20 protein-coding genes are annotated in these 23,059 nt (G+C 69.9%); 16 read left to right on the forward strand and 4 right to left on the reverse strand.

The window, feature by feature from the left end:
• Positions 1 to 38: 38 nt before the first annotated feature.
• The gene (locus D8M39_RS07450) at positions 39 to 911 is read right to left on the reverse strand and encodes a DUF3097 family protein (protein WP_055086309.1); all 873 of its coding nucleotides are present in this window, start codon (positions 909 to 911) and stop codon (positions 39 to 41) included.
• Between the two features lie 184 nt (positions 912 to 1,095).
• Between D8M39_RS07450 and hrcA the strand changes: the two genes are divergently transcribed.
• The 3 genes from hrcA (at position 1,096) to D8M39_RS07465 (ending at position 4,070) form a co-directional block, all read left to right on the forward strand.
• Positions 1,096 to 2,109 (forward strand): heat-inducible transcriptional repressor HrcA, encoded by a 1,014-nt coding sequence (gene hrcA, locus D8M39_RS07455; protein ID WP_126874749.1) that lies wholly within the window; start codon positions 1,096 to 1,098, stop codon positions 2,107 to 2,109.
• Positions 2,110 to 2,175: 66 nt separating this feature from the next.
• The gene (gene dnaJ / locus D8M39_RS07460; protein WP_055086304.1) at positions 2,176 to 3,318 is read left to right on the forward strand and encodes a molecular chaperone DnaJ; all 1,143 of its coding nucleotides are present in this window, start codon (positions 2,176 to 2,178) and stop codon (positions 3,316 to 3,318) included.
• A complete protein-coding gene (locus D8M39_RS07465; RefSeq protein ID WP_126874750.1) occupies positions 3,315 to 4,070 on the forward strand; it encodes a 16S rRNA (uracil(1498)-N(3))-methyltransferase in 756 nt (251 codons plus the stop codon). Before dnaJ ends, D8M39_RS07465 begins: the two co-directional genes overlap by 4 nt.
• 134 nt (positions 4,071 to 4,204) lie before the next feature.
• Here the strand turns inward: D8M39_RS07465 and D8M39_RS07470 are convergent, their stop codons facing one another.
• Entirely contained in the window at positions 4,205 to 5,134 is a 930-nt protein-coding gene (locus D8M39_RS07470; protein ID WP_238694004.1) for a GerMN domain-containing protein, read from the reverse strand.
• Between the two features lie 269 nt (positions 5,135 to 5,403).
• On the opposite strand from D8M39_RS07470, the gene D8M39_RS07475 reads away from it, so the two are divergent.
• The 8 genes from D8M39_RS07475 to D8M39_RS07510 all read left to right on the forward strand — a co-directional run bounded on the left by D8M39_RS07475 (position 5,404) and on the right by D8M39_RS07510 (position 15,011).
• The gene (locus D8M39_RS07475; protein ID WP_055086299.1) at positions 5,404 to 6,582 is read left to right on the forward strand and encodes a PhoH family protein; all 1,179 of its coding nucleotides are present in this window, start codon (positions 5,404 to 5,406) and stop codon (positions 6,580 to 6,582) included.
• Complete coding sequence (gene ybeY, locus D8M39_RS07480; RefSeq protein ID WP_055086296.1) at positions 6,579 to 7,085, forward strand: rRNA maturation RNase YbeY; 507 nt, start codon at positions 6,579 to 6,581, stop codon at positions 7,083 to 7,085. The genes D8M39_RS07475 and ybeY overlap by 4 nt, the downstream gene beginning before the upstream one ends.
• An 85-nt stretch (positions 7,086 to 7,170) precedes the next feature.
• Positions 7,171 to 8,226, forward strand: coding sequence for a GTPase Era (locus tag D8M39_RS07485; RefSeq protein WP_055086294.1), 1,056 nt, complete (start codon positions 7,171 to 7,173; stop codon positions 8,224 to 8,226).
• A gap of 108 nt (positions 8,227 to 8,334) precedes the next feature.
• Positions 8,335 to 9,987: an LCP family protein gene (locus D8M39_RS07490; protein ID WP_126874752.1), complete on the forward strand. Its 1,653-nt coding sequence runs from the start codon at positions 8,335 to 8,337 to the stop codon at positions 9,985 to 9,987.
• A 171-nt stretch (positions 9,988 to 10,158) separates the two neighbouring features.
• Entirely contained in the window at positions 10,159 to 11,913 is a 1,755-nt protein-coding gene (gene leuA / locus D8M39_RS07495) for a 2-isopropylmalate synthase (RefSeq protein ID WP_094393940.1), read from the forward strand.
• A 110-nt stretch (positions 11,914 to 12,023) separates the two neighbouring features.
• Entirely contained in the window at positions 12,024 to 12,782 is a 759-nt protein-coding gene (gene recO / locus D8M39_RS07500) for a DNA repair protein RecO (RefSeq protein WP_055086290.1), read from the forward strand.
• A gap of 181 nt (positions 12,783 to 12,963) precedes the next feature.
• Positions 12,964 to 13,758 carry an isoprenyl transferase gene (locus D8M39_RS07505; RefSeq protein ID WP_094393942.1) on the forward strand — a complete coding sequence of 265 codons (795 nt, stop codon included), beginning with the start codon at positions 12,964 to 12,966 and terminating at the stop codon, positions 13,756 to 13,758.
• Positions 13,759 to 13,919: 161 nt separating this feature from the next.
• Positions 13,920 to 15,011, forward strand: coding sequence for a quinone-dependent dihydroorotate dehydrogenase (locus tag D8M39_RS07510; RefSeq protein WP_055085863.1), 1,092 nt, complete (start codon positions 13,920 to 13,922; stop codon positions 15,009 to 15,011).
• Between the two features lie 95 nt (positions 15,012 to 15,106).
• On the opposite strand, the gene D8M39_RS07515 is transcribed toward D8M39_RS07510, so the two are convergent.
• A complete protein-coding gene (locus tag D8M39_RS07515; protein ID WP_055085861.1) occupies positions 15,107 to 15,730 on the reverse strand; it encodes a DUF3043 domain-containing protein in 624 nt (207 codons plus the stop codon).
• An 80-nt stretch (positions 15,731 to 15,810) separates the two neighbouring features.
• Between D8M39_RS07515 and D8M39_RS07520 the strand changes: the two genes are divergently transcribed.
• The 5 genes from D8M39_RS07520 (at position 15,811) to D8M39_RS07540 (ending at position 20,996) form a co-directional block, all read left to right on the forward strand.
• On the forward strand, positions 15,811 to 17,229 hold the full coding sequence (locus D8M39_RS07520; RefSeq protein WP_126874753.1) for a dipeptidase: 1,419 nt from the start codon (positions 15,811 to 15,813) through the stop codon (positions 17,227 to 17,229).
• A gap of 85 nt (positions 17,230 to 17,314) precedes the next feature.
• Positions 17,315 to 17,683: an iron-sulfur cluster assembly accessory protein gene (locus D8M39_RS07525; protein WP_055085857.1), complete on the forward strand. Its 369-nt coding sequence runs from the start codon at positions 17,315 to 17,317 to the stop codon at positions 17,681 to 17,683.
• Between the two features lie 316 nt (positions 17,684 to 17,999).
• On the forward strand, positions 18,000 to 18,863 hold the full coding sequence (gene coxB / locus D8M39_RS07530; protein ID WP_238694005.1) for a cytochrome c oxidase subunit II: 864 nt from the start codon (positions 18,000 to 18,002) through the stop codon (positions 18,861 to 18,863).
• 10 nt (positions 18,864 to 18,873) lie between these two features.
• Positions 18,874 to 20,595 (forward strand): cytochrome c oxidase subunit I, encoded by a 1,722-nt coding sequence (ctaD, locus tag D8M39_RS07535; RefSeq protein WP_055085853.1) that lies wholly within the window; start codon positions 18,874 to 18,876, stop codon positions 20,593 to 20,595.
• On the forward strand, positions 20,592 to 20,996 hold the full coding sequence (locus tag D8M39_RS07540; protein ID WP_055085851.1) for a cytochrome c oxidase subunit 4: 405 nt from the start codon (positions 20,592 to 20,594) through the stop codon (positions 20,994 to 20,996). The genes ctaD and D8M39_RS07540 overlap by 4 nt, the downstream gene beginning before the upstream one ends.
• A gap of 412 nt (positions 20,997 to 21,408) precedes the next feature.
• Here D8M39_RS07540 and D8M39_RS07545 read toward each other — a convergent pair whose 3' ends face one another.
• Entirely contained in the window at positions 21,409 to 22,611 is a 1,203-nt protein-coding gene (locus tag D8M39_RS07545; RefSeq protein ID WP_126874763.1) for an IS110 family transposase, read from the reverse strand.
• Positions 22,612 to 23,059 lie beyond the last annotated feature (448 nt).

Here is a 23,059-nt window from a genome sequence, read left to right on the forward strand (position 1 = left end):
CCACACGGCACATCCGGCGCCCCACGTGCCAAAACCCCTCAGTAGCCGTCCGGTGCGGTGAGGAAGTCGATGAGCTCCTCGACCCGGCCCAGCAGTGCGGGCTCCAGGTCCGAGTAGCTGTCCACGCGGGCGAGGATCGCCTGCCACGCCCGCCCCACGTCCTGGGGAGTGCGGTGGGGCATGCCGAGGGCCTTGGCCATCCCGGTCTTCCAGTCCACACCGCGAGGGATCACGGGCCACGCGGGGATGCCCAGGGCTGCAGGCTTCACCGCCTGCCAAATGTCCACGTAGGGGTGGCCCAGGATCTGCACGTTGCCCCGCGCACCCGGCACAGACAGCGCCCGATCCGCGATCCGCGACTCCTTGGACCCGCTGACCAGGTGGTCCACGAGGATCCCGAGACGACGGCCCGGGCCGGGGTGGAACTCCGCGATGGCCGCGGGGAGGTCGTCGATGCCGTGCAGCGGCTCCACGACGATCCCCTCGACTGCGAGGTCGTGGCCCCAGACCTTCGCCACGAGCTCGGCGTCGTGGTAGCCCTCGACCCACACGCGGGACTCCTTGGCCACCGAGGCGCGCAGGTTCTCCACGGCCACCGAGCCGGAGCGCGTAATTCTGGGCCCGCTCGGGACACTGCGAGGTGCGGGCGGGGTGAGGCGGACGGGCTCGCCGTCAAGCAGGAAACCGGGACCGAGGGGGAAGGCCTTGACTCGGCCGTGGCGGTCCTCCAGGCCCACGACGCGCATGCCGCCCACGACCTCCACGCTCACCACGGCGCCCACCCACCCGCTCTCGACGTCCTCGAGCACCATGCCGGACTCCACGGGCAGCCCGCGGGCCGCGGGGGAGCGGCGGGAGACCTCGGGGCTGCCGAGGTCCTGCGGGCCCCAGCCCCAGCCGGGTGTGTTCACGGGGGTGCTCCTCGCTCGCGGGTGACGAATCAGCCGCGAGCGTACCAAAGGACCGGTCCGCGGCAGGGCCACTAGACTCACGGAATTAGCACTGTGCCGATTCGAGTGCCAAAATTGGTCGCGGCCCGGTTCACCGGGTGCCGCACGGGCGCCCGAGGACATCCGCGAGCGGGAGGTGGGAGACATGGAGCATCCGCGCAGGGCGAAGATCCTGCAGGCCATCGTGGAGGACTACGTCCACTCCCGCGAGCCCGTGGGCTCCAAGGCGCTCGTGGAGCGCCACCGGCTGCCCGTCTCCTCCGCCACCGTGCGCAACGACATGGCCGCCCTCGAGGAGGACGGTCTCATCGTGGCACCCCACACCAGTTCAGGTCGGATCCCCACGGACCGCGGCTACCGGGTGTTCGTGGGCCAGATCGCCGCGCTGCAGCCCCTCACGCCTGCGCAGCGCCGTGCCGTTCAGGTCTTCCTGGACGGCGCCCACGACATCGACGATGCCATGGAGCGCACCGTGCGCCTGCTGGCCCAGCTGACCCACCAGGTGGCCGTCATCCAGTACCCGGTGCGCACCGGGATCACGGTGCGCCACGTGGAGCTCGTGGACGTCGGCGGAAACACGCTGCTCGTGGTGCTCATCCCCACGAGCGGCCGCGTGGTGCAGCGCACGGTTGCCCTCACCGCGCCCGTTGCCGAGGACGCCCTGCTCGAGCTGCGCGCCGCCGTCCTGGCGCGCGTGCTGGGTCAGGCACTGGAGACCGTGCCGGCCGCGGTCGCCGAGCTCCCCGAGACCGTGGAAGACCCGGTCCGCGAGGCCGCGCTCGCCGTCGCCGACACCGTGGCAGTGCTGGCCGCCGCCTCGGACGACCAGCGCCTCGTGAGGGCGGGCACCGCCAACCTCGCCCGCTTCAGCGGGGACTTCCCCCAGAGCATCTCCCCGGTGCTCGAGGCGCTTGAGGAACAAGTGACACTGCTGCGATTGTTGTCCGAGATGCAGCAGGACGAGCGCGGCGTCGCGGTACGGATCGGCTCCGAGCAGTACGACGACCCGCTGGCCGAGGCGGCCGTGGTGGCCACCGGCTACGGCCCGCAGGACGCCTCCAAGGTGGGCGTCGTGGGCCCCACGCGCATGGACTACCCCACCACCATGGCCTCCGTGCGTGCCGTGGCCCGCTACCTCTCCAAGAACCTCGGGGACTGACGCGCCACCCGGCGCCGCCCCGGCACAGACCACCGACCCAGAGACGAAAGCAGAAGCGACGACATCGTGAGCGATCACTACGAAACCCTCGGCGTGAGCCGTGACGCCAGCGCCGAAGAGATCAAGCGCGCCTATCGCAAGAAGGCCCGCAAGCTGCACCCGGACGTGAACCCCTCGCCGGAGGCGGCCGAGGAGTTCAAGCGCGTCTCGCACGCCAACGACGTCCTGTCGGACCCGGACAAGCGCCGCGTGTACGACGCCACGGGCAACGAGAACGGCACGGACACCGGCTTCGGCGGAGGCTTCCCCGGCAGCGGGTTCGGCTTCTCGGACATCTTTGAGACGTTCTTCCAGGGCGCGGGCTCCGGCGGCCAGCGGGGCCCCCAGTCCCGCACGCGACAGGGCCAGGACGCCCTGATCAACGTGCGCATCTCCCTGAAGGACGCCGTTTTCGGAGTGGAGAAGGACATCACCGTCGACACCGCGGTCACGTGCCCCACGTGCGAGGGGACGTGCTGCCAGCCCGGCACGAGCCCCACCACGTGCACCATGTGCCACGGCTCCGGCCACATGCAGTACCAGCGGCAGTCCATCCTGGGCATGGTCACCACGCAGGCGCCCTGCTCGCAGTGCAACGGCTTCGGCACCGTGATCGAGCACCCGTGCCACGAGTGCTACGGCGAGGGCCGCGTGCGCGACCGCCGCCCCCTCACGGTGAAGATCCCCGCCGGCATCCAGTCCGGCAACCGGATCCGCCTGGGCGGTCAGGGCGAGGCCGGCACGGCCGGCGGACCCAACGGCGACCTCTTCGTGGAGCTGAAGGTGGACCCGGACCCCACGTTCGTGCGCGAGGGCGACGACCTGCACGCGCGGCTGCGGATCCCCATGACCGCCGCGGCACTCGGCACCACCGTGACGCTGGAAACTTTCGACGGCACGCGCAGCGTGGACGTGGTCCCCGGAACCCAGTCCGGTGCCACCATCACGCTGGACGACCTCGGCGTCACCCACCTGCGCGGCAAGGGTCGCGGGGACCTGCAGGTGCACTTCGAGGTCGAGACGCCTCGGGACCTCACCGGCGAGCAGCGTGAACTCGTGGAGCGGCTGGCGGAGCTGCGCGAGGAGCAGGCCCACGACGGCACCACCGTGAGCACCTCCCACTCCGGCGGGTTCTTCTCCCGGCTGCGGGACCGGTTCAACGACCTGTGACGAATCCCGTCTTCCACCGCGAGGACCTCACCGGGGCGCACCCCGGCGAGGTCCTCGACGTCGTCGGCCCCGAGGCCCGTCACGCCGTGACCGTTCGCCGGCTGCGCGCGGGCGCGTCCCTGGACCTCGTGGACGGCCGCGGCACCCGCGCGGTGTGCACGTTCGTCGCGGGGGAGAAGGACCGCATGAGCGTCACCGTGGACTCCGTGGCGCACGAGGAGCCGCCGGCGCCGCGCCTCACGCTCGTCCAGGCGCTGGCCAAAGGGGACCGGGACCTGCAGGCCGCGGAGACCGCCACCGAGCTCGGTGTGGACTGCGTGATCCCGTGGCAGGCAGAGCGCAGCATCGTGCGGCTGCGCGGGGACCGTGCCGCCAAGACCATGGCCAAGTGGGACGCCACCCTGTGCGCGGCCGCCAAGCAGTCCCGGCGCGCGCACTGGCCGCGGCGGGAGCAGTGGATGGACACCGCCGCCCTCGCGCGGCTCGTGGCGGAGGACACGGAGACCCTGTGGCTCGTGCTGCACGAGACCGCCTCCACCGCGTGGTCCGGGCACGACGTCACCGCCTGGCGGGAGCGGACCCGGATCGCCGTGGTGGTCGGGCCGGAGGGCGGCATCAGCGATGCGGAGACGCAGCTGCTCACCGAGGCCGGGGCCCACACGCTGCGCCTCGGGGACACGGTCATGCGCTCGGCCACCGCCGGGCCGGCCGCCCTGGCCGCGCTGCACTCTGTCCTGGGCCTCTGGGGCTGAGCGCCCCCTCCGCGGGAGGGGCTGGGTGGGACGAACCCCGGGATCTCGGGGGAGCAGCATGCCGGGGACGCCACCCGCGCCTCGTCGGGACGGCATGACGACGACGTCGCGCGCCCGCGTACGGCGGATGCGCCTCAGCGCGTGGCAGCGACGGTGATCACGTGGTCGTCCACGAGCACGGTGCCCTGGTCGTTTGTTCCCGCGACCCGCACCGTGTACTCGCCCGGGTCCAGGTCGATGGTGGTCCGCAGCTCGGTGCCGACAGTGGGGTCCGAGCCGGGGGAGGCCGCGGCGACCGTGCCGCTGCGCACTGTGCGCTCGTCCTGCGTGACCTCCCAGCGGACGTCGTGCACCGCGGGCAGAACGCGCAGGAACACGGTCAGGGGACTGCCGGGGTCCGCGTCCGTCTGGGGGTCGATGAGCCACACGGGCGCGGCCAGGGACGTGTCGCGGGTCAGCGGATCGGAGAGGTCCACGGAGCCGAACGCCGAGAACCCGGTGCGCCCGTCCACCAGGATGCGGACCTCCTTGGCGGTGGAGGCGTCCAAAAGTCCCGCGGTCACGGCGGCCGCGGAGACCGTGTACACCATCTGCTGCAGCGCCATCTGGGCGTCCTTCTCGGACAGCTGCGTGCCGAACGCCGCCGCGGGCAGGTCCACGGTGATGATGCCGTCCGGGGACACCGAGGTTCCCACCGTGCTCACGGGGGACCACAGCGTGCGGTAGTCGGGGTCCATGGGGGTGGCACGGGTCACCATGGCAGCGGCGCGTGCCACCGGGTCCGCTGTGCTCGTGTCCTCGGGGTTGCGGAACTCACGGAACAGGTAGCCGGACTGGTCACCCGTGCCGACCCAGTAGATGGGGGCCTGCTCGGTGGCCACGCCGCCGAGCGCCTCGTCCGTGGTGCCCGGTGCCGCGCCGATTCCCGGTGCGGCCGCGGAGTTGTCGTCCGGGCGGTCCGCGGCCGTGCCGCACCCGGCCAGCGCCACGGACGCGACCACAGCGAGCGCGGCGAGGCTCCAGCGGCGGGGTGTGCGCGGTGGTACGCGGCGGCGCGGTCTCACGCGGTGCTCGCCCTCCTCCGGGCCCTCGGTGACGGGTGCGGGGTCAGGGACCGCGCCACGGCGACGTCGTGTTCCCACCTCTCCGACACAGAACCTGGAGGGTGGGACCGCGCGGTGTGGCACCGGCGGCATGACTTCACGGCTTCACAAGATACCGACCGGCGGGGGTGCGCGCGAACTCCGGGAGCCCGTGGCGCGGACCGTTACCCGATTGCAACCCGGGACCGTGGCGGACGGCGCGTCGGAGGGGACCGGTAGGCTGGTGCCCGATGAGAGAACAACCCGAGGGGATGAAACCACTGACCGCTGCACCCAGTGAAAGTACCCGTGTGACCGTGCACATGCCGGACCGGGACACCGCCGTGCGGTGCCTGGGCCAGGCGGATTCGACGCTGAGGCTCCTCGAGGGCGAGTTCCCGGCGGTGTGCATGACCGTGCGGGACCTCGATGTCGCCCTCGAGGGCCCCGTGCTCGACACCCGGCTGGCGGCGTCCCTGCTCGAGGAGCTGCTGGCGATGGCGCTGCGCGGCACGGAGATCACGGAGCGCACCGTGCTGCGTGTGGCCCGCATGATGCGCGAGTCCCAGCAGGTGCGCCCGGCGAGCGCACTGTCCACGAGCATCCTCTCCACCCGGGGCCGCACCATCCGCCCCAAGACGGTGAACCAGAAGACGTACGTGGACGCGATCGACGAGCACACCGTGGTCTTCGGAATCGGACCGGCAGGCACGGGCAAGACCTACCTGGCCATGGCCAAGGCCGTGCGCGCGCTGCAGGCCAAGGAGGTGAACCGGATCATCCTCACGCGCCCCGCGGTGGAGGCCGGCGAGCGCCTGGGCTTCCTCCCGGGCTCGCTCAACGACAAGATCGACCCCTACCTGCGCCCGCTCTACGACGCGCTGCACGACATGATGGACCCGGAGTCCATCCCGCGGCTCATGGAGGCCGGGGCCATCGAGGTGGCTCCGCTGGCGTACATGCGCGGGCGCACGCTCAACGACGCCTTCGTGATCCTGGACGAGGCGCAGAACACCACCCCCGAGCAGATGAAGATGTTCCTCACGCGGCTGGGCTTCGGCTCGCGCATCGTGGTCACCGGGGACGTCACCCAGGTGGATCTTCCGGGATCCACGAAGTCCGGGCTGCGCCAGGTCCAGCACGTGCTGGGAAAGATCGACGACATCGCGTTCTGCGAGCTGACCGCCGAGGACGTGGTGCGCCACGAGCTGGTGGGGGAGATCGTGGCTGCGTACGACCAGTTCGACACCACCAACCGGCACCGCGTGGAGCGCTCGCACCGCAAGGAGGACCGCCGTGCAGCGGCCGCGCACCGGGCGGAGACCGGCTCCCACCCGGGCGCTGCCGGTGACCGGGCCGGGGCCGACAGAGCCGGGGCGGACAGAGCGGGAGCGGACCAGGCCGCAGGGCCGGAGGGCGGCGCGCTGTGAGCGTCTCGTTCGACCTGCCGTGGGACGGCCCGCAGGAGCTCGAGGGGCTCGCGGAGTGCTACCGCGCGGTGGACACCGACCAGCTGTCGGCCCTCGTGGAGCTCGCCTTCACCCGGTGGCACCTGCACCCGGACACCGAGGTCTCGATCGCCGTGGTGGACGAGGAGCGCATGGCCGAGCTGCACGAGCAGTGGCTGGACCTGCCCGGTGCCACGGACGTGATGTCGTTCCCCATGGACGAGCTGCGCGAGGGCACCCCGGAGGAGCCCAGCCTGGGCGTCCTCGGGGACGTCGTGCTGTGCCCGCCCGTGGCGCAGCGGCAGGCGCAGGCCGCGGGTCACAGCACGCAGGACGAGCTGTGCCTGCTCACGGCGCACTCGCTGCTGCACCTGCTCGGCCACGACCACGCGCAGGAGGAGGAGCGGGCCCGGATGTTCGCCGCCCAGCGCGCGCTGCTCGAGGAGTTCCTGGGCCGGGACGCCCCCGTGGAGACCATGACGTGACGCCCGCGCCACACCCCCGGCGGCAGGGCCCGGCGCACCGGCCGAGCACGCGCACCCCGATCGAACGCAGGAGCGAGGACACACCATGATGCAGGACACCACAACCGAGCACGGAACGGACTTCCGGGCCGGCTTCGCCGTGTTCGTGGGCCGGCCCAACGTGGGCAAGTCCACGCTGACCAACGCCCTCGTGGGCCGCAAGGTCGCCATCACCTCCAACCGTCCGCAGACCACGCGCCACACCATCCGCGGCATCGTGCACCGCCCGGACGGGCAGCTGATCCTCGTGGACACCCCGGGTCTGCACCGGCCCCGCACCCTGCTGGGGCAGCGGCTGAACGACGTGGTGGCGGAGACCCTGGGCCAGGTGGACGTCATCGGGTTCTGCGTTCCGGCGGACCAGAAGGTGGGACCCGGGGACCGCTTCATCGCCCAGCAGGTCGTGGCGGCCGTGGGCAGCACCCCCGTGGTCGCGATCGTCACCAAGGCGGACCTCGTGCCCCAGGACCGGCTCGCCGAGCAGCTGATCGCGGTGAGCGAGCTGGGCCGCGAGGTCGTGTCCGAGGAGCGCGCCCAGCGCGAGGCACGACGGCGACGGCGTGCGGCGTCGTCGTCGGGCGGCAAGGGCTCCCGGCCGGAGAAGGCACCCGCCACGGAGGACCCGGACGCCGGCTGGGCCCACGTGATCCCCGTCAGTGCCGCGGACGGCTTCCAGATGGCCGAACTGGGCGAGCTGCTCGTGTCCCTGATGCCGGTGTCCCCGCCGCTGTACCCCGAGGGGGACCTCACGGACGAGCCGGAGGTCACCATGATGGCCGAGCTGATCCGCGAGGCCGCACTGGAGGGCGTGCACGACGAGCTGCCCCACTCGCTGGCCGTGGTCGTGGACGAGGTCTCCGAGCGGGAGGGCCGCTCGCCCGAGAACCCCATGCTGGACGTGCACGCGAGCGTGTACGTGGAGCGCTCCTCGCAGAAGGCCATCGTGATCGGCAAGCGCGGTGCGCGGCTGCGCGAGATCGGGACCCAGGCCCGCGGGCAGATCGAGTCCCTGCTGGGCACGCGCATCTACCTGGACCTGCACGTCAAGGTCGCCAAGGAGTGGCAGCGCGATCCCAAGCAGCTCTCCAAGCTGGGGTTCTGACCCGGCCCACACCCAACACCGAGGGACGGGGCGTAGCGTGGCCGAGCGGTCGGGGCGCCGCCCCCGGACCCGCCCCCAGACAGCGAAAGACTCCAGGAGACGTCACCGGTGGATCCCAGCTCAGCACCCCGTCGCGGTCGCCGCGCCCAGGAGACCACCGCGCAGGAGACCACCGCCTCGCGAGAGACCACTGCGCCGTGGGCCACGCACCCGGCACGCCGCACGGACCGGGAGGGGGAGCCCTTCGACCTGCGGCAGACCGGGCGCCACCACAGGGCCCGTGAGCACCGTGCCTCCACCCGCAGGATCGCCGTGATCCTGGTGGTCCTCGCCCTGATCGCCGCGATCGGGATCGGCGGGATCGCCGCGCTGCGGCTGACGGGAAACCTGCAGTCCAGCCCCCTGAACCTCTCCGACGGCGCGGAGGCCGTGGACGACGGCCCGCTCGACATCCTCGTGATGGGCTCGGACACCCGCAGCGGCACGGGCAACTCCGAGTACGGCAGCAAGGACGACTCCGAGGGCCGCACGGACGTGATGATGCTCGTGCACGTCACGCAGAACCGGGACGCCGTGACCGTGGTGTCCTTCCCCCGGGACCTGATGGTGGAGATCCCGCAGTGCACGGACCCGGACTCCGGCAAGGTGTACCCCGCCGAGACGGACATGCTCAACAGCGCGGTGGAGCGCGGCGGGCCCGGGTGCACCGTGGCGGCCATCAACGAGCTGACCGGTGTGAACATCGACCACTTCATGCTCGCGGACTTCAACGCCGTGAAGGAGCTCTCCTCCGCGGTGGGCGGCGTCGAGGTGTGCGTCAACAACGCCGTGGACGATCCGAAGTCCGGGCTGAAGCTGCCCGCGGGCATCTCCTCCGTGGAGGGTGAGCAGGCACTGGCGTTCCTGCGCTCCCGCGCGGCGTTCGGCAACGGTGGGGACGAGGCCAGGATCCGCTCCCAGCAGTCGTTCCTGGCGTCCCTGACGCGCAAGATCCAGTCCGACGGGACCCTCACGAACCTCCCGGAGCTCTACCACATCGCGGAGGTCATGACCCAGAACCTGCACGTGGACTCGGGTCTCACCTCGATCCCCACGCTCGTGGGCATCGCGCGCACGTTCAACGGCATCGACCCCGGGAAGATCGCGTTCGTCACGGCCCCCACGGAGGTCTACCCCGAGGACCCGAACCGGCTGCAGCTGGACGAGAAGGGCGCCGAGAAGCTCTTCGCCACGCTGCGCGAGGACGTCTCGGTCACGCGGGCGCAGGACGACGCCAGCGAGTCCCCGAGCGGTGGGTCCTCGGACGCCGCAACCTCCGGAACCGGCTCCGAGCACGCAACGGCCGGGGCGACGTCGTCCCCGGCCGCCGCGCCGAGCGCCACCGGGCCCGCCCTGGACCCCGCCACGGTGCCGCTGACCGTCTCCAACCGCTCGGACACCGGTGGCCGCGACAACCAGCTGGTCTCCGTGCTGAAGAAGGCGGGCTACGTCCAGGCCGAGACCGAGAAGTCCGGCGCCCAGCTCTCCGCCACGCAGATCTTCTACAACCCGAACTGGGCGGCCGCGGCGGACGACGTCGCCGAGCTCCTCAACGTCTCCTCGAGCCAGCTCACCGCCTCCTACGAGGTCGCGGGCGTGGAGGTGGCCGTGGGCCAGGACTTCGTCAGCGGAGACAGGATGGACAAGAACTCGTCCCTGCCGGAAGACCTGCAGGGCCAGACGGCCGAGCAGTTCACGTGCCAGGCCACCGCGGACGAGTAACGGAGCCGGGGCGCAACGTGCCTAGTGGTACGTTGGATCACATGCGGCAGGACATGAAGCGACTCGTGCTTATGTGCCGCAGCGGGGCCTGAGCGATCCTTTGACGGCCGACCACCCGCTGCGGAGCTCCGTGGTGCCGGCCCACAGTCACAGATCGAAAGGCCCCCTCCCGTGAAGAATGTGCAACGCCCCTCCGGCATGCCGGTTCACAAGTACACCCCGTACCACCAGAACTTCCCGTTCGACATGTCCGACCGCACGTGGCCGGACAAGGTGGCCACCACGGCCCCGCGCTGGTGCGCCGTGGACCTGCGCGACGGCAACCAGGCACTGATCGACCCCATGAACTCCGAGCGCAAGCTGCAGATGTTCCAGCTGCTCGTGCGCATGGGCTACAAGGAGATCGAGGTGGGCTTCCCCTCGGCCTCGCAGACGGACTTCGACTTCGTGCGCACCCTGATCGAGGGCGACCACATCCCGGAGGACGTCTCCATCCAGGTGCTGACGCAGTCCCGCGAGCACCTGATCGAGCGCACGTACGACGCCATCGACGGCGCCCCCCACGCGATCGTGCACCTGTACAACTCCACGTCCACGCTGCAGCGGCGCGTGGTGTTCAAGCAGGACATGGACGGCATCGTGGACATTGCCCTCACGGGAGCCCGGCTGTGCCGCAAGTACGAGGAGCAGCTCAAGCACACCGCCGTCACGTACGAGTACTCGCCGGAGTCCTACACGGGCACCGAGCTGGAGTTCGCCGCCCGGATCTGCAACGAGGTGGCGGAGACCTTCGAGATCGGCGACGGCCGCAAGATGATCATCAACCTGCCGGCCACGGTGGAGATGGCCACCCCGAACGTCTACGCGGACTCGATCGAGTGGATGGGCCGGCACCTGTACCAGCGGGAGGACATCATCCTCTCCCTGCACCCCCACAACGACCGCGGCACCGGTGTGGCCGCCGCCGAGCTGGGCTACCTGGCCGGAGCGGACCGCATCGAGGGGTGCCTGTTCGGCAACGGCGAGCGCACGGGCAACGTGGACCTGGTGACCCTGGGCCTGAACCTGCTGACGCAGGGTGTGGACCCGCAGATCGACTTCTCGGACATCGAGGAGATCCGCCGCACCGTGGAGCACTGCAACCAGCTGCCCGTCCCGGAGCGCAGCCCCTACGGCGGTGACCTGGTCTTCACCGCGTTCTCCGGTTCGCACCAGGACGCGATCAAGAAGGGCTTCGAGTCCATGCAGCAGGACGCCCAGGCGCAGGGCGTGGCCGTGGACGACCTCGAGTGGGCCGTTCCGTACCTGCCCATCGACCCCAAGGACGTCGGCCGCAGCTACGAGGCCGTGATCCGCGTGAACTCGCAGTCCGGCAAGGGTGGCGTGGCCTACCTGCTCAAGAGCGAGTACGGGATCGACCTGCCGCGCCGCGCGCAGATCGAGTTTTCCGGTGTGGTGCAGAAGTTCACGGAGACCTCCGGCTCGGAGGTCACGGCCCAGCAGCTGTGGAAGATCTTCTCGGACGAGTACCTGCCCGCCAAGGTGGATGGTGATGGGACCTGGGGCCACTACCGGATCACCTCCATCTCCACCCACGCGGAGGACGAGGGCAACACCGTGCTGGAGATCGGCCTGGACGTCGGTGGCGAGCACCGTGAGCGCAGCGCCCACGGCACCGGCCCGATCGACGCCCTGATCAACCTGTTCAACGACGAGGGCGTGGACGTCCGGCTGCTCGACTACACCGAGCACACCCTCTCGGCCTCGGCCAACGCGCAGGCCGCGAGCTACGTGGAGCTGGCCGTGGGCGACCGTGTGCTGTGGGGCGCCGGGATGGACAACAACACCACGCGCGCCTCGCTGAAGGCCGTGATCTCCGGGGTGAACCGCGCCGTGCGGGACGCCCAGCTGGCGGAGCAGGCCTGATCACCCATCCGTGACCGTGCGGGACCCCGGCCCTGGATGGCCGGGGTCCCGTTCGCCATCCGCCGGGACCGCGGCGTCGTCGTGTCCGAACGGGGTGGCACAATGACGCCGTGGCCCGTTCAACCTTCGCTTCGCGTTCCTACAGCGACGACGCCGTGGTGCTGCGCACGTACAAGCTGGGCGAGGCGGACCGGATCGTGATCCTGTTGACGGCGGAGAACGGGCAGGTGCGGGCCGTGGCCAAGGGGGTTCGTCGCACCACCTCGCGCTTCGGCGCCAGACTCGAGCCCTTCAACGTGGCGCGGGTGCAGCTCGTGCACGGCCGCACGCTGGACATCGTCTCCCAGGCCGTGGGTGTGCGGTCCTACGGTGAGCGCATCGTGGCCGACTACGAGCGCTACACGGCCGCGGCCGCCATGGCGGAGACCGCCGAGAAGCTGACCGCGGACGACTACGACACCGCTGCTCAGCACTACCGGCTGCTCACGGGTGCGCTGTCCGCGGTGGCGCGCGGGCTGCACTCTCCGGGGCGAATCCTGGACTCCTACCTCCTGCGCGCCGTGTCCCTCGCAGGCTGGTCCCCGAGCTTCGTGGACTGTGCCCGGTGCGGGGCGCCGGGGCCGCACGGTTCGTTCTCCGCCGCTCTCGGCGGGGCCGTGTGCCCGCAGTGCCGGCCCCCGGGGGCTGCGGCGCCCAGCCCCGCGACTTTCGTGCTGCTGGACGGTCTGCTGCGGGGGGACTGGCCCGTGGTCGACGCCGCAGACCCGCGCACCGCGCGTGCGGCCGCCGGCCTGGTGGCCGCGTACGTGCAGTGGCACATGGAGCGCACGGTGAAGGCCCTCGCGCTCGTGGAGCGCAGCGAGGCCTGAGCTCGGCACTCAAGGGTTACGCGGACGTCTGAGCCCGGCACGGCGGCGGGGAGGCATGAGCCGTGCACTGCCTGGTACGGCCGCGCCGGGGCTCGAGCCCGGCCCGGCACGGCCGCGCGGAGCCGGCCGTGGAGGTCCTAGGGTGGACACGACACCGCACTCCCGCTGAGAGGACTCCCGCGTGAACCGTTTCTCCCCGCCACCCCCGCACCCCAGCGGCGCCACCGCGCCCCACCTGGAGCCGGCCGTGCTGCCGCAGCACGTGGCCCTCGTGATGGACGGCAACGGGAGGTGGGCCAACGAGCGCGGGCTGCCCCGCACCGAGGGGCACCGCGCGGGGGAGCGCGCGCTCATGGACGTGGTGGCCGGTGCGATCGAGCTGGGGATCCCGTACGCCTCCGCGTACGCGTTCTCCACGGAGAACTGGAAGCGTTCGCCGGCGGAGGTCGCGTTCCTCATGAACTTCACCGGGGACGTCATGGCGCGCCAGCTGCCCACGTTCCAGGAGTGGGGGATCAGGGTCCGGTGGGCCGGGCGTCGGCCCCGGCTGTGGGGATCGGTCATCAAGCGGTTGGAGACCGCGGAGCGCGAGACGCAGGACAACGACGTCATCACCCTGACCATGTGCGTGAACTACGGCGGACGGGCCGAGATCGCAGACGCCGCGGCCGCGATGGCCCGTGACGCCGCAGAGGGGCGGCTCAAACCGGGGTCCATCACCGAGGCGACCGTCCAGCGCTACCTGGACGAGCCGCAGCTGCCGGACGTGGACATGTTCCTGCGCTCCTCCGGGGAGCAGCGGCTGTCCAACTTCATGCTGTGGCAGTCCGCCTACGCAGAGATGGTGTTCCTGGACGTCCTGTGGCCGGACATGGACCGGCGGGTGCTGTGGCGCGCCGTGGCGGACTACGTGAACCGCGACCGCCGCTACGGCGGAGCGGTGGACCGAGCACCGGGTGCGGAGGAGGGGGAGTAGCCCGCCCCCCCCCAGGGAGGAACCTTGTATGGAAACTCGAACATTATAGAGTGACTTTCACTGGAAACTTGAAGTACATGCAGGCTGTCCTCCTCGCTCAGAGGTCGCCTTGCCGCCCGGGGGAGAGCGGCGCGCAGGCGCCCGTGTGGAAAACTGCTCCCATGCGCGTGTATCCCACCTTCTTCAGAGTCGCCTTCTCCTGGATGGACCCCGAGCTCGCCCACACGCTGGGCTTCGCCGGGATCAAGCTCGCCCACCGCTGCGGTCTCGGCCGCGTGCTGAGCCGGCTCACGGCCCCGGCCCCCGGCAGCGAGGTGCAGGTCATGGGCCTCACGTTCCCGTCGCCCTTCGGACTGGCCGCGGGCTTCGACAAGGGAGCCACGGGAACCCACGCGCTCACGGACCTGGGCTTCGGCCACGTGGAGATCGGCACGGTCACCGGTCAGGGGCAGCCCGGCAATCCGCGTCCGCGGCTGTTCCGGCTCGTGGCGGACCGGGCCGTCGTCAACCGCATGGGATTCAACAACGACGGCGCACAGGCCGTGGCACCCCGGGTCGTCTCGGCGCTGCAGAGCCTCGCCGAGCGGGCGCTGCGCACGGGCAGGCCGCGCCCGGTGGTCGGCGTGAACATTGGCAAGACCAAGGCCGTGGGGCTGGAGGACGCCGCGGAGGACTACGTCCACAGCACGCGCGTCCTCGCGCCCTACGCGGACTACCTCGTGGTCAACGTGTCCTCGCCCAACACGCCCGGGCTGCGGCAGCTGCAGGAGCTCGACGCGCTGCGGCCGCTGCTGGGGGCCGTGCGCGAGGAGGCTGACCGTGTGGCCCCTCGCCGGGTGCCGCTGCTCGTGAAGATCGCGCCGGACCTCGCGGACGAGGACGTCCTCGCGGTGGCGGACCTCGCCCTGGACCTGGGACTGGACGGCATCGTCGCCACCAACACGACGATCGCGCGGGAGGGTCTGGGACTGCGGACCCCCGCGGAGGAGGTGGCCGCGGACGGCGCGGGTGGCCTCTCGGGCGCCCCGCTGCGTCGTCGTTCCCTCGAGGTGCTGCGGCTGCTGCGCGAGCACGCGGGTGACCGCCTCGTCCTCGTGTCCGTGGGTGGGGTGACCACGGCCCAGGACGTCCAGGAGCGTCTGGACGCCGGCGCCTCACTCGTCCAGGGGTACACGGCGTTCCTCTACGAGGGGCCGTTCTGGGCGGCGCGGATCAACCGCGGCCTGGCGAAGGGGGCGCGCCGGGGTCGCTGAGGTCCCCGTCTCCCGTCGTGACGAAGGGCCGGTCCACCGCTGGGTGGACCGGCCCTTCGTCGTGGCAGATGGCGGGCGCAACGGCCCGTGGTGGATCAGGCGGGGCGCTCACCGCGACGCACCTGCGGCTTGGGCAGACGCAGCCGACGGATGGTGAAGGTGCGCATGGCCGCGTACCAGCGGGTGCCACGCTGCACGGTGCCGAACTTGCGGCGCATGGCCGAGTGCATGCGCGTGGTCGTGATGACCGCGTCGAGCACGCACAGCACGACGTACCCGTAGACCACGTAGATCAGGGTCAGCGCGGCGGACTGCACCGGCAGGAACATCACCACGAAGATGAGCAGCAGCACGATCAGCACGTACTCGCCGATGTTGAACCGGGAGTCCACCCAGTCGCGCGCGAAACGGCGCTGGGGCCCGGCGTCGCGCGGACCCAGGTAGCGCTCGTCGCCCGCGGCCATGCCGGCCTGGGCCTGCGCGCGGCGCTCCCGCTCGAGCTGCTTTGACTCCTCCTTGGCGGCCTTGCGGTCCTCCGGGATCAGGGGGCGACGGCGCGCGGCCTCCTGCTCCCTGCGGGTGGGAGTGGGCCGACCCTTCTTCCCGCCGGTGGCGGCGCTCTGCGCACCCCGGTCGGAGGAGTCGGTGGAGTCCTTCACGGCCGTGGCGCGCACGGCGGTGGAACCCGAGGATTGATCTGCCTTCTTGCGTCCAAACACCCGACTAGCCTAACGGAGCGCGGCGGCCTCCCCGCCCGCGTGACCTGCCGACGTCCAGGACTCCCGTCTACGCTGGAGCCATGAGCACAGACTTCACCCGCCCCAGTTCCGAGACGGTGGACGCGCTGCGTCGCCGCGTGGTCGATTCGCGAGCCGAGCTGCTCGCGGACCTCAGCGCCCTCGTGGCCATCCCGGGCATCGCCTGGGACTCCTTCGGCGCCGAGGACCTCGACCGCAGCGCGGACGCCGTCGCCGGTCTGCTGCGCGAGCTGCCCTTCGAGGACGTCGAGGTGCTGCGGGTCCCCACCTCCCCGGACGAGAAGCCGGGCCACCCCGCCGTCGTCGCCCGCAAGGCCGCGGCCCCCGGGTTCCCCACGATCCTGCTCTACGCCCACCACGACGTGCAGCCTCCGGGCAGGCGCGAGCTGTGGGAGACCGAGCCCTTCGAGGCCGTCGAGAAGGACGGTCGGCTGTGGGGACGCGGTGCCGCGGACGACAAGGCCGGCGTGATGGCCCACGTGGGTGCGCTGCGCGCGTTCTTCGAGCTGGTGGGCAGCGAGCCCGGGCTCGGGATCTCCGTCTTCGTCGAGGGCGAGGAGGAGGCTGGCTCGCCCGGCTTCGAGGCCTTCCTCGACGCGCACCGCGACAAGCTCGCGGCGGACGTCATCGTGATCGCGGACTCCGCCAACTGGGAGGTCGGGGTGCCCGCGCTGACCACGAGCCTGCGCGGCGTCGTCGGCGGCGTCGTGGAGGTCCAGGTGCTGGACCACGCCGTGCACTCCGGGATGTTCGGCGGCCCGGTGCTGGACGCCCCCACGGTGCTCTCGCGGCTGATCGCCACCCTCCACGACGACGACGGCGCCGTGGCCGTCGAGGGGCTGCTGAGCGAGGACCACACGGACGTTGACTACGACGAGGCCCGCTTCCGCGCGGACGCCGGTGTGCTCGACGGCGTGCAGCTGGCCGGCCGCGGCTCCATCTCCTCCCGGCTGTGGACCCAGCCGGCGCTGTCCGTCACGGGCATCGACGTCACCGAGGTGGACAAGGCGTCCAACACCATCGCCGCGACGGCGCGAGCCAAGCTGAGCCTGCGGATCGCACCCGGCCAGGAACCGAAGGAGGCGGGGGAGGCGCTGCGCAGGCACGTCGAGGACAACGCCCCGTTCGGTGCCCACGTGCGCTTCGAGCTCGAGGAGACCGGGCCAGCATTCCGCGCGGACACGGAGGCCGCTAGCTCGCAGATCGCCCTGTGGGCGTTCGAGCAGGCCTGGGGCCGCCCCGCCGTGACCGCCGGCATGGGAGGCTCCATCCCCTTCACCGCCACCCTCACGCGGGCGTACCCTGAGGCGCAGATCCTGATCACCGGAATCGAGGACCCGGACACCCGCGCCCACAGCGCCAACGAGTCCCTGCACATCGAGGACTTCCTGCACGCCGTCACCGCGGAGGCCCTGGTCCTCGCGGCACTCGCGGAACAGGGCGCGCCGGGAACGGAATGATTCCCCCCGCCCGGACGTTCGAGTTGGCAGAAGGGTCAGACCGCACCCCGGGGTGAGCCCCCGGGTCGTACAGAAAGTGAGCACCATGAGCGTCACGACCGACAACGAGACCACGCAGGACCTGCCCACCCACGAGGTGCTGCTCACCGACAACGCCGCGCAGAAGGTCCGCGACCTCCTCGAGCAGGAGGGCCGCACCGACCTCCGGCTGCGCGTGGCCGTCCAGCCCGGCGGCTGCTCCGGACTGATCTACCAGCTCTACTTCGACGAGCGGGTCCTGGACGGCGACCACGTGCGCGACTTCGGGGGAGTGGAGGTCATCGTGGACAAGATGAGTGTCCCCTACCTCAGCGGTTCCACCGTGGACTTCGAGGACACCATCTCCAAGCAGGGCTTCTCGATCGACAACCCCAACGCGCAGGGCTCCTGCGCGTGCGGCGACTCCTTCCACTGAGTCCCCGCGGGGACACCGCGCAGCAGCGGGGGTGTGCACGGCCCACGGGCCGGGTGCACCCCCGTTCTCCGTGTCCGGGGTGGTTCCGCAGCCGCCGTCGCGCGGCGCAGATCACGACGTCGCGGGCCCCCGCAGAGGCGGGTTCACGGAGCTCCGGGCCCGGATTCCCGGGCGACACGGCGTGCTGACACAGTGTCAGCACATGGAGGGGCTGAGGGGTAAGCTTCCTAGGGAGAACCATTAACGGGCGACGTGTCCTCTCTGCCCTCGCGCAGGGCCGATGCCGAACCCACGTACAGAAGAGGAAGGGCCGTCTGTGAGTTCGCAAACTCGAACCGGCACCCGCCGCGGCCGAGCACTGAAGGTCTCGGCAGTGGCAGTCCTGGCGACGATCTCGCTCACCGCGTGCTCGGAGCAGTCGAAGGTGGGCTTCCTGCCCACCGAACGGGGTACCACCGACAACGCTGACCAGGTCATGGACCTGTGGATCGGTTCCTGGATCGCGGCACTGAGCGTCGGCCTCGTGGTGTGGGGCCTCATGCTCTGGTGCATGGTCGCCTACCGCCGGCGCAAGAACGAGACCGGCTACCCCCGGCAGCTCGCGTACAACGCCCCGCTGGAGATCTTCTACACGATCGTCCCCATTGCGCTGATCGTGAGCCTGTTCTTCTTCTCCTTCCGTGCGCAGACCGCCATCACCGACCGCTTCGACGATCCCGACGTGAAGATCCAGGTCTACGGCAAGCAGTGGGCGTGGGACTTCAACTACCTCGACGAGGACGTCCACTACCAGGGCGTGCAGGCGCACCTCACGGGTGAGCCCGGTGTCGAGGAGACCCTGCCGACCCTCTACCTCCCGGCGGACAGCAAGGTCGAGCTGGAGATCTCCTCCCGCGACGTCATCCACTCGTTCTGGGTCCCGGCCTTCCTCGAGAAGATCGACATGGTCCCTGGCCGCACGAACTACATGAGCTTCACCACCGGCCGCGAGGGAACCTTCGCCGGCAAGTGCGCCGAGCTGTGCGGCGAGTACCACTCCGAGATGCTCTTCAACGTGTCCGTCGTGAGCAAGGACGAGTACAACGCCCAGATCCAGAAGCTGCGCGACGAGGGCAACACGGGGATCATCGGCGACGAGTACAACCGCAACCCGAACCTCAACGCAACGTCCAACAACTAGGGGATAGGCAATGTCTACGCTCGAATACTCGCGGGACGACGCGGCCACGGCCGCACCCCGCGTTGTCCCACGCTCCAAGGGCAAGGTGATCGTCAACTGGCTCACCTCGACCGACCACAAGACCATCGGGTACATGTACCTGATCTCGTCCTTCATCTTCTTCTGCGTGGGCGGCGTCATGGCGCTGCTCATCCGTGCGGAGCTCTTCGAGCCCGGCATGCAGATCCTCGAGACGAAGGACCAGTACAACCAGCTGTTCACGATGCACGGCACGATCATGCTGCTGATGTTCGGCACCCCGCTGTTCATCGGCTTCGCGAACGTGATCGTCCCGCTGCAGCTGGGCGCACCGGACGTCGCCTTCCCGCGACTGAACGCGCTGGCCTTCTGGTTCTTCCTGTTCGGCTCGCTCGTGGCCGTGTCCGGCTTCATGTCCCCGCAGGGCGCCGCGTCCTTCGGCTGGTTCGCCTACGCACCCCTGAACAGCACCACGTTCAGTCCAGGAGTCGGTGGTGACCTCTGGGTCTTCGGCCTGGGCCTGCAGGGCTTCGGCACCATCCTCGGTGGCGTCAACTTCATCACCACCATCGTGTGCATGCGCGCGCCCGGCATGACCATGTGGCGCATGTCCGTGTTCACCTGGACCACGCTGATCACGGCCATCCTCATCATCATGATCTTCCCGCCGCTGGCGTCCGCGCTGTTCGCGCTGGGAATGGACCGCCGCCTGGGTGGTCACATCTTCGATGCCGAGAACGGGGGAGCGATCCTCTGGCAGCACCTCTTCTGGTTCTTCGGACACCCCGAGGTCTACGTGCTGGCGCTGCCGTTCTTCGGCATCGTCTCCGAGATCATCCCCGTGTTCTCCCGGAAGCCGATCTTTGGCTACAAGGGCCTCGTGTTCGCGACCATCGCCATCGCGGCGCTGTCCGTCACCGTGTGGGCACACCACATGTACGTCACGGGTGCTGTGGCACTGGGCTTCTTCTCCTTCATGACGATGATGATCGCGGTGCCCACGGGCGTGAAGTTCTTCAACTGGATCGGCACCATGTGGCAGGGCTCGCTCACCTTCGAGACACCCATCCTGTGGGTGCTGGGCTTCCTCTTCACCTTCCTGTTCGGCGGTCTGACCGGCATCATCCTGGCCACCCCGCCCCTGGACTTCCACGTCTCGGACACCTACTTCGTGGTGGCGCACTTCCACTACGTGATCTTCGGAACCATCGTGTTCGGCATGTTCGCGGGCTTCTACTTCTGGTGGCCCAAGTTCACCGGCAAGATGCTCAACGAGCGCATCGGCAAGATCCACTTCTGGCTGCTGTTCGTCGGCTTCCACATGACCTTCCTCATCCAGCACTGGCTGGGCGTGGACGGCATGCCCCGCCGTTACGCGGACTACCTGCCCGAGGACGGCTTCACCTGGATGAACCAGTTCTCGACCATCGGCTCCATGCTGCTGGGCGTGTCCATGATTCCGTTCTTCTGGAACGTGTACACCACGCACCGCAACGCCAAGAAGGTCGAGGTGGACGATCCCTGGGGCTTCGGCGGCTCTCTCGAGTGGGCGACCTCCTGCCCGCCCCCGCGCCACAACTTCACCTCGCTGCCCCGCATCCGCTCTGAGCGGCCCGCGCTGGACCTCCACCACCCGGAGCTCTCCGCGTTCTCCAGCCAGCAGTACGACGCCGAGATGCCCCTCGTGGGCGGTTCCGGGAGGAACGGACGATGAAAGCAACCATCAAACTGTTCCTCATGCTGGGCGTCTTCTGCCTGGTGGTCGGGTTCATCTACGGATACGTGACCGACTTCCAGGAGCTCGCGGGCTTCCCGGCACTGCTCGCCCTGGCGGCCATGAGCTTCATGCTCGTCATCTACCTCTGGCTCGTGCAGCGCTCCACCGGTGGCAGCCTGCCGGAGGACCGCGAGGACGGCGAGATCGTGGAGATGTCCGGCGACTACGGGGCCTTCTCCCCGTGGAGCTGGTGGCCCCTCCTCCTTGGCATCGGTTGCGCGCTGTTCGTCACCGCGCTGGCCGTCGGCTGGTGGATCATTATCCTGGCCGCTCCGGTGGCCCTGCTGGGCCTCCTGGGCCTGATCTTCGAGCACTCCCGCGGAGACCACGCTCACTGATAGGCCACTGAGCACCTGACTCGCGAGAAGCCCGCCCCGTCCACGGATGGGGCGGGCTTCTTCGTGTCTACACCTGGACGGGGGGGGGGAGGCCACTCTGTGGCGGGGAGAGACGGCTCGGGTCTTGGTCACAGCGTGGACGCACGGGGGTTCGTCGACGGGCACTCGCCCAGGCATGAGGGCCTGCAACGAGCCGGGAAAAGGAGCACTGCAGAGGTCCGCGTCCAGGTGTCGTAGGCGACCGCGTACCAGGCTCTCTGAAGCAGTGCATGACCGCGGGGACGTAGTGGGCTCCTTGATGTGCCCGTGATGGTCGGTGTAGGCGGGGTGCAGGTACCCGGCCCTCGGTAAGGCCACTACCAGCACACCGATCAGCCGCCGGTCGATGCGGGGGGTGCTTCTATGGTTTTCGTCAAGCGGCTAGGGCGACGGCGGGTGGGGTGGGTTCGGTGTAGAAGGTCCCGTCGCGCAGCATGGCGTAGAGCACGTCGGTGCGTCGTCGGGCCAGGGCGATGATGGCTTGGTTGTGGCGTTTGCCCTGGGCGCGTTTGCGGTCGTAGTAGGCCCTGGAGGCTGGGCTGGCGTTGATCGAGGCGAACGCGGAGAGGAACAACGCCCGTTTCAGGGTCTTGTTGCCTCGTCGTGATGGTGACTCACCGCGGATCGATGACCCGGAGCGGCGGGTGACCGGGGCGATGCCGGCGTAGGAGGCCAGGTGGGCGGCGTCCTTGAAGTTCTTGCCCACCACCTCGGTGAGGATCCGTGCTGCTGTCCTGACCCCTACTCCGGGCATGGAGGTCAGGACCTGGGTGAGAGGGTGGGCATCGACCACCGCGAGGATCTCGGCCTCGATCTCCACCCGCTGCGAACACAGTTGGGCCAGCTGTTGGGCCAGGCGCCCGATGATCTTCTCCGCCGCGGTAGTACCGGAGACGGTCACGGTCTGCTCGGCCAGGGCGGTGAAGATCTCCTCGGTGAGCCTCTCGGCCAGGCGGGGTGCGTGTTTCTTCAACAACGCCCGCACGTGCCCTCGCCCCGCGCTTCTCAGTCTGGTGGGTGAGGGGTAGCGGGTGAGCAGGGTGACCACCGCGGTGTGGCCCAGCCGGGGGCCCAGGATGCGCTCCAGGGCGGGGTGTATCTGGGTGAGGAAGCGCCGCAGCCGGTTACGCACCTGGGTGAGCTGTGCGGCCAGGTCGTCATCGAAACCACACAGCATCGCCGGCTCGGCGATGTTCTCCTCTGCCACGGTGATCCCGCGCAGAGTGCGGGGCAGGGTACGGGCGGTGTCGGCGATGATGAACGCGTCACGGGCATCGGTCTTCGCCTGGCCCTCGTGCAGATCCGCGACCCGGCGCATCGTCAACCCGGGTAGGTAGGCCACATCGATGCCGAGGTCCTGGGCTACGGCGATGACCAGGGCCCCGATGGTTTTGGGTTGGTCCACGACCACCAGAACGGCCCCTTGTTCGGCGCGCAGGGTTTGGAGCAGGGCACGGATCTTCGGTTCGGACTGGGGCAGGGTCTTGTCGTGAACGACGGTGCCGACTGCTGTGATCGCGGTGGCGTGGTGTTCGGTTTTCCCGACGTCGATCCCGAGGTAGAGCTGGTGGTCCATCAGGGTCAACTATCTTCATCACGCAGGGACAAGGGGTGAGGTGACCAGCAGGTTCACCCGCCCACATCCACGTGACAAAGCCCCACATGATGGGTCGTGCTTCTATTAGCGGTCCGTGTGAACCAAGACCGGTCCCGGTGACTACACCCCCCCGGATCATCAACGACTGGGGGCAACAATCATGCCGGGACCGGCTGGCTACCTACGCCTACATCCTCCCGGAGGAAGGCGCCACGAAAAAGGTAACGGGGGCAGCGACGGGGGGAGAACACCTGCGTTGCCAGCGGCATGGCGGTTGTCCACGGGATCCCCGCCTGGTATGGCCCGACTTCGCGATGCGCCCGTACAGGTCGACACTGCCGAGTGAGGCCCGCGCCTCGGCGCTGAGGCGGTACTGGATCTGGACCCGACGCCGGCGACGCAGCGCCAACGCGAGTTTGGCGACGTC

This window comes from Kocuria sp. HSID17590 (assembly GCF_003989485.1).
Classification (GTDB): Bacteria; Actinomycetota; Actinomycetes; order Actinomycetales; family Micrococcaceae; genus Kocuria; species Kocuria salsicia.

Excerpts from the sequence above, each read along its gene's own strand:
- D8M39_RS07510 (WP_055085863.1), top strand. The coding sequence starts at position 13,920 with ATGCGCGTGTATCCCACCTTCTTCAGAGTCGCCTTCTCCTGGATGGAC.
- ctaD (WP_055085853.1), top strand. The coding sequence starts at position 18,874 with ATGTCTACGCTCGAATACTCGCGGGACGACGCGGCCACGGCCGCACCC.
- D8M39_RS07520 (WP_126874753.1), top strand. The coding sequence starts at position 15,811 with ATGAGCACAGACTTCACCCGCCCCAGTTCCGAGACGGTGGACGCGCTG.
- D8M39_RS07485 (WP_055086294.1), top strand. The coding sequence starts at position 7,171 with ATGATGCAGGACACCACAACCGAGCACGGAACGGACTTCCGGGCCGGC.
- hrcA (WP_126874749.1), top strand. The coding sequence starts at position 1,096 with ATGGAGCATCCGCGCAGGGCGAAGATCCTGCAGGCCATCGTGGAGGAC.
- D8M39_RS07475 (WP_055086299.1), top strand. The coding sequence starts at position 5,404 with ATGAGAGAACAACCCGAGGGGATGAAACCACTGACCGCTGCACCCAGT.
- D8M39_RS07545 (WP_126874763.1), bottom strand. The coding sequence starts at position 22,611 with ATGGACCACCAGCTCTACCTCGGGATCGACGTCGGGAAAACCGAACAC.
- D8M39_RS07540 (WP_055085851.1), top strand. The coding sequence starts at position 20,592 with ATGAAAGCAACCATCAAACTGTTCCTCATGCTGGGCGTCTTCTGCCTG.
- D8M39_RS07525 (WP_055085857.1), top strand. The coding sequence starts at position 17,315 with ATGAGCGTCACGACCGACAACGAGACCACGCAGGACCTGCCCACCCAC.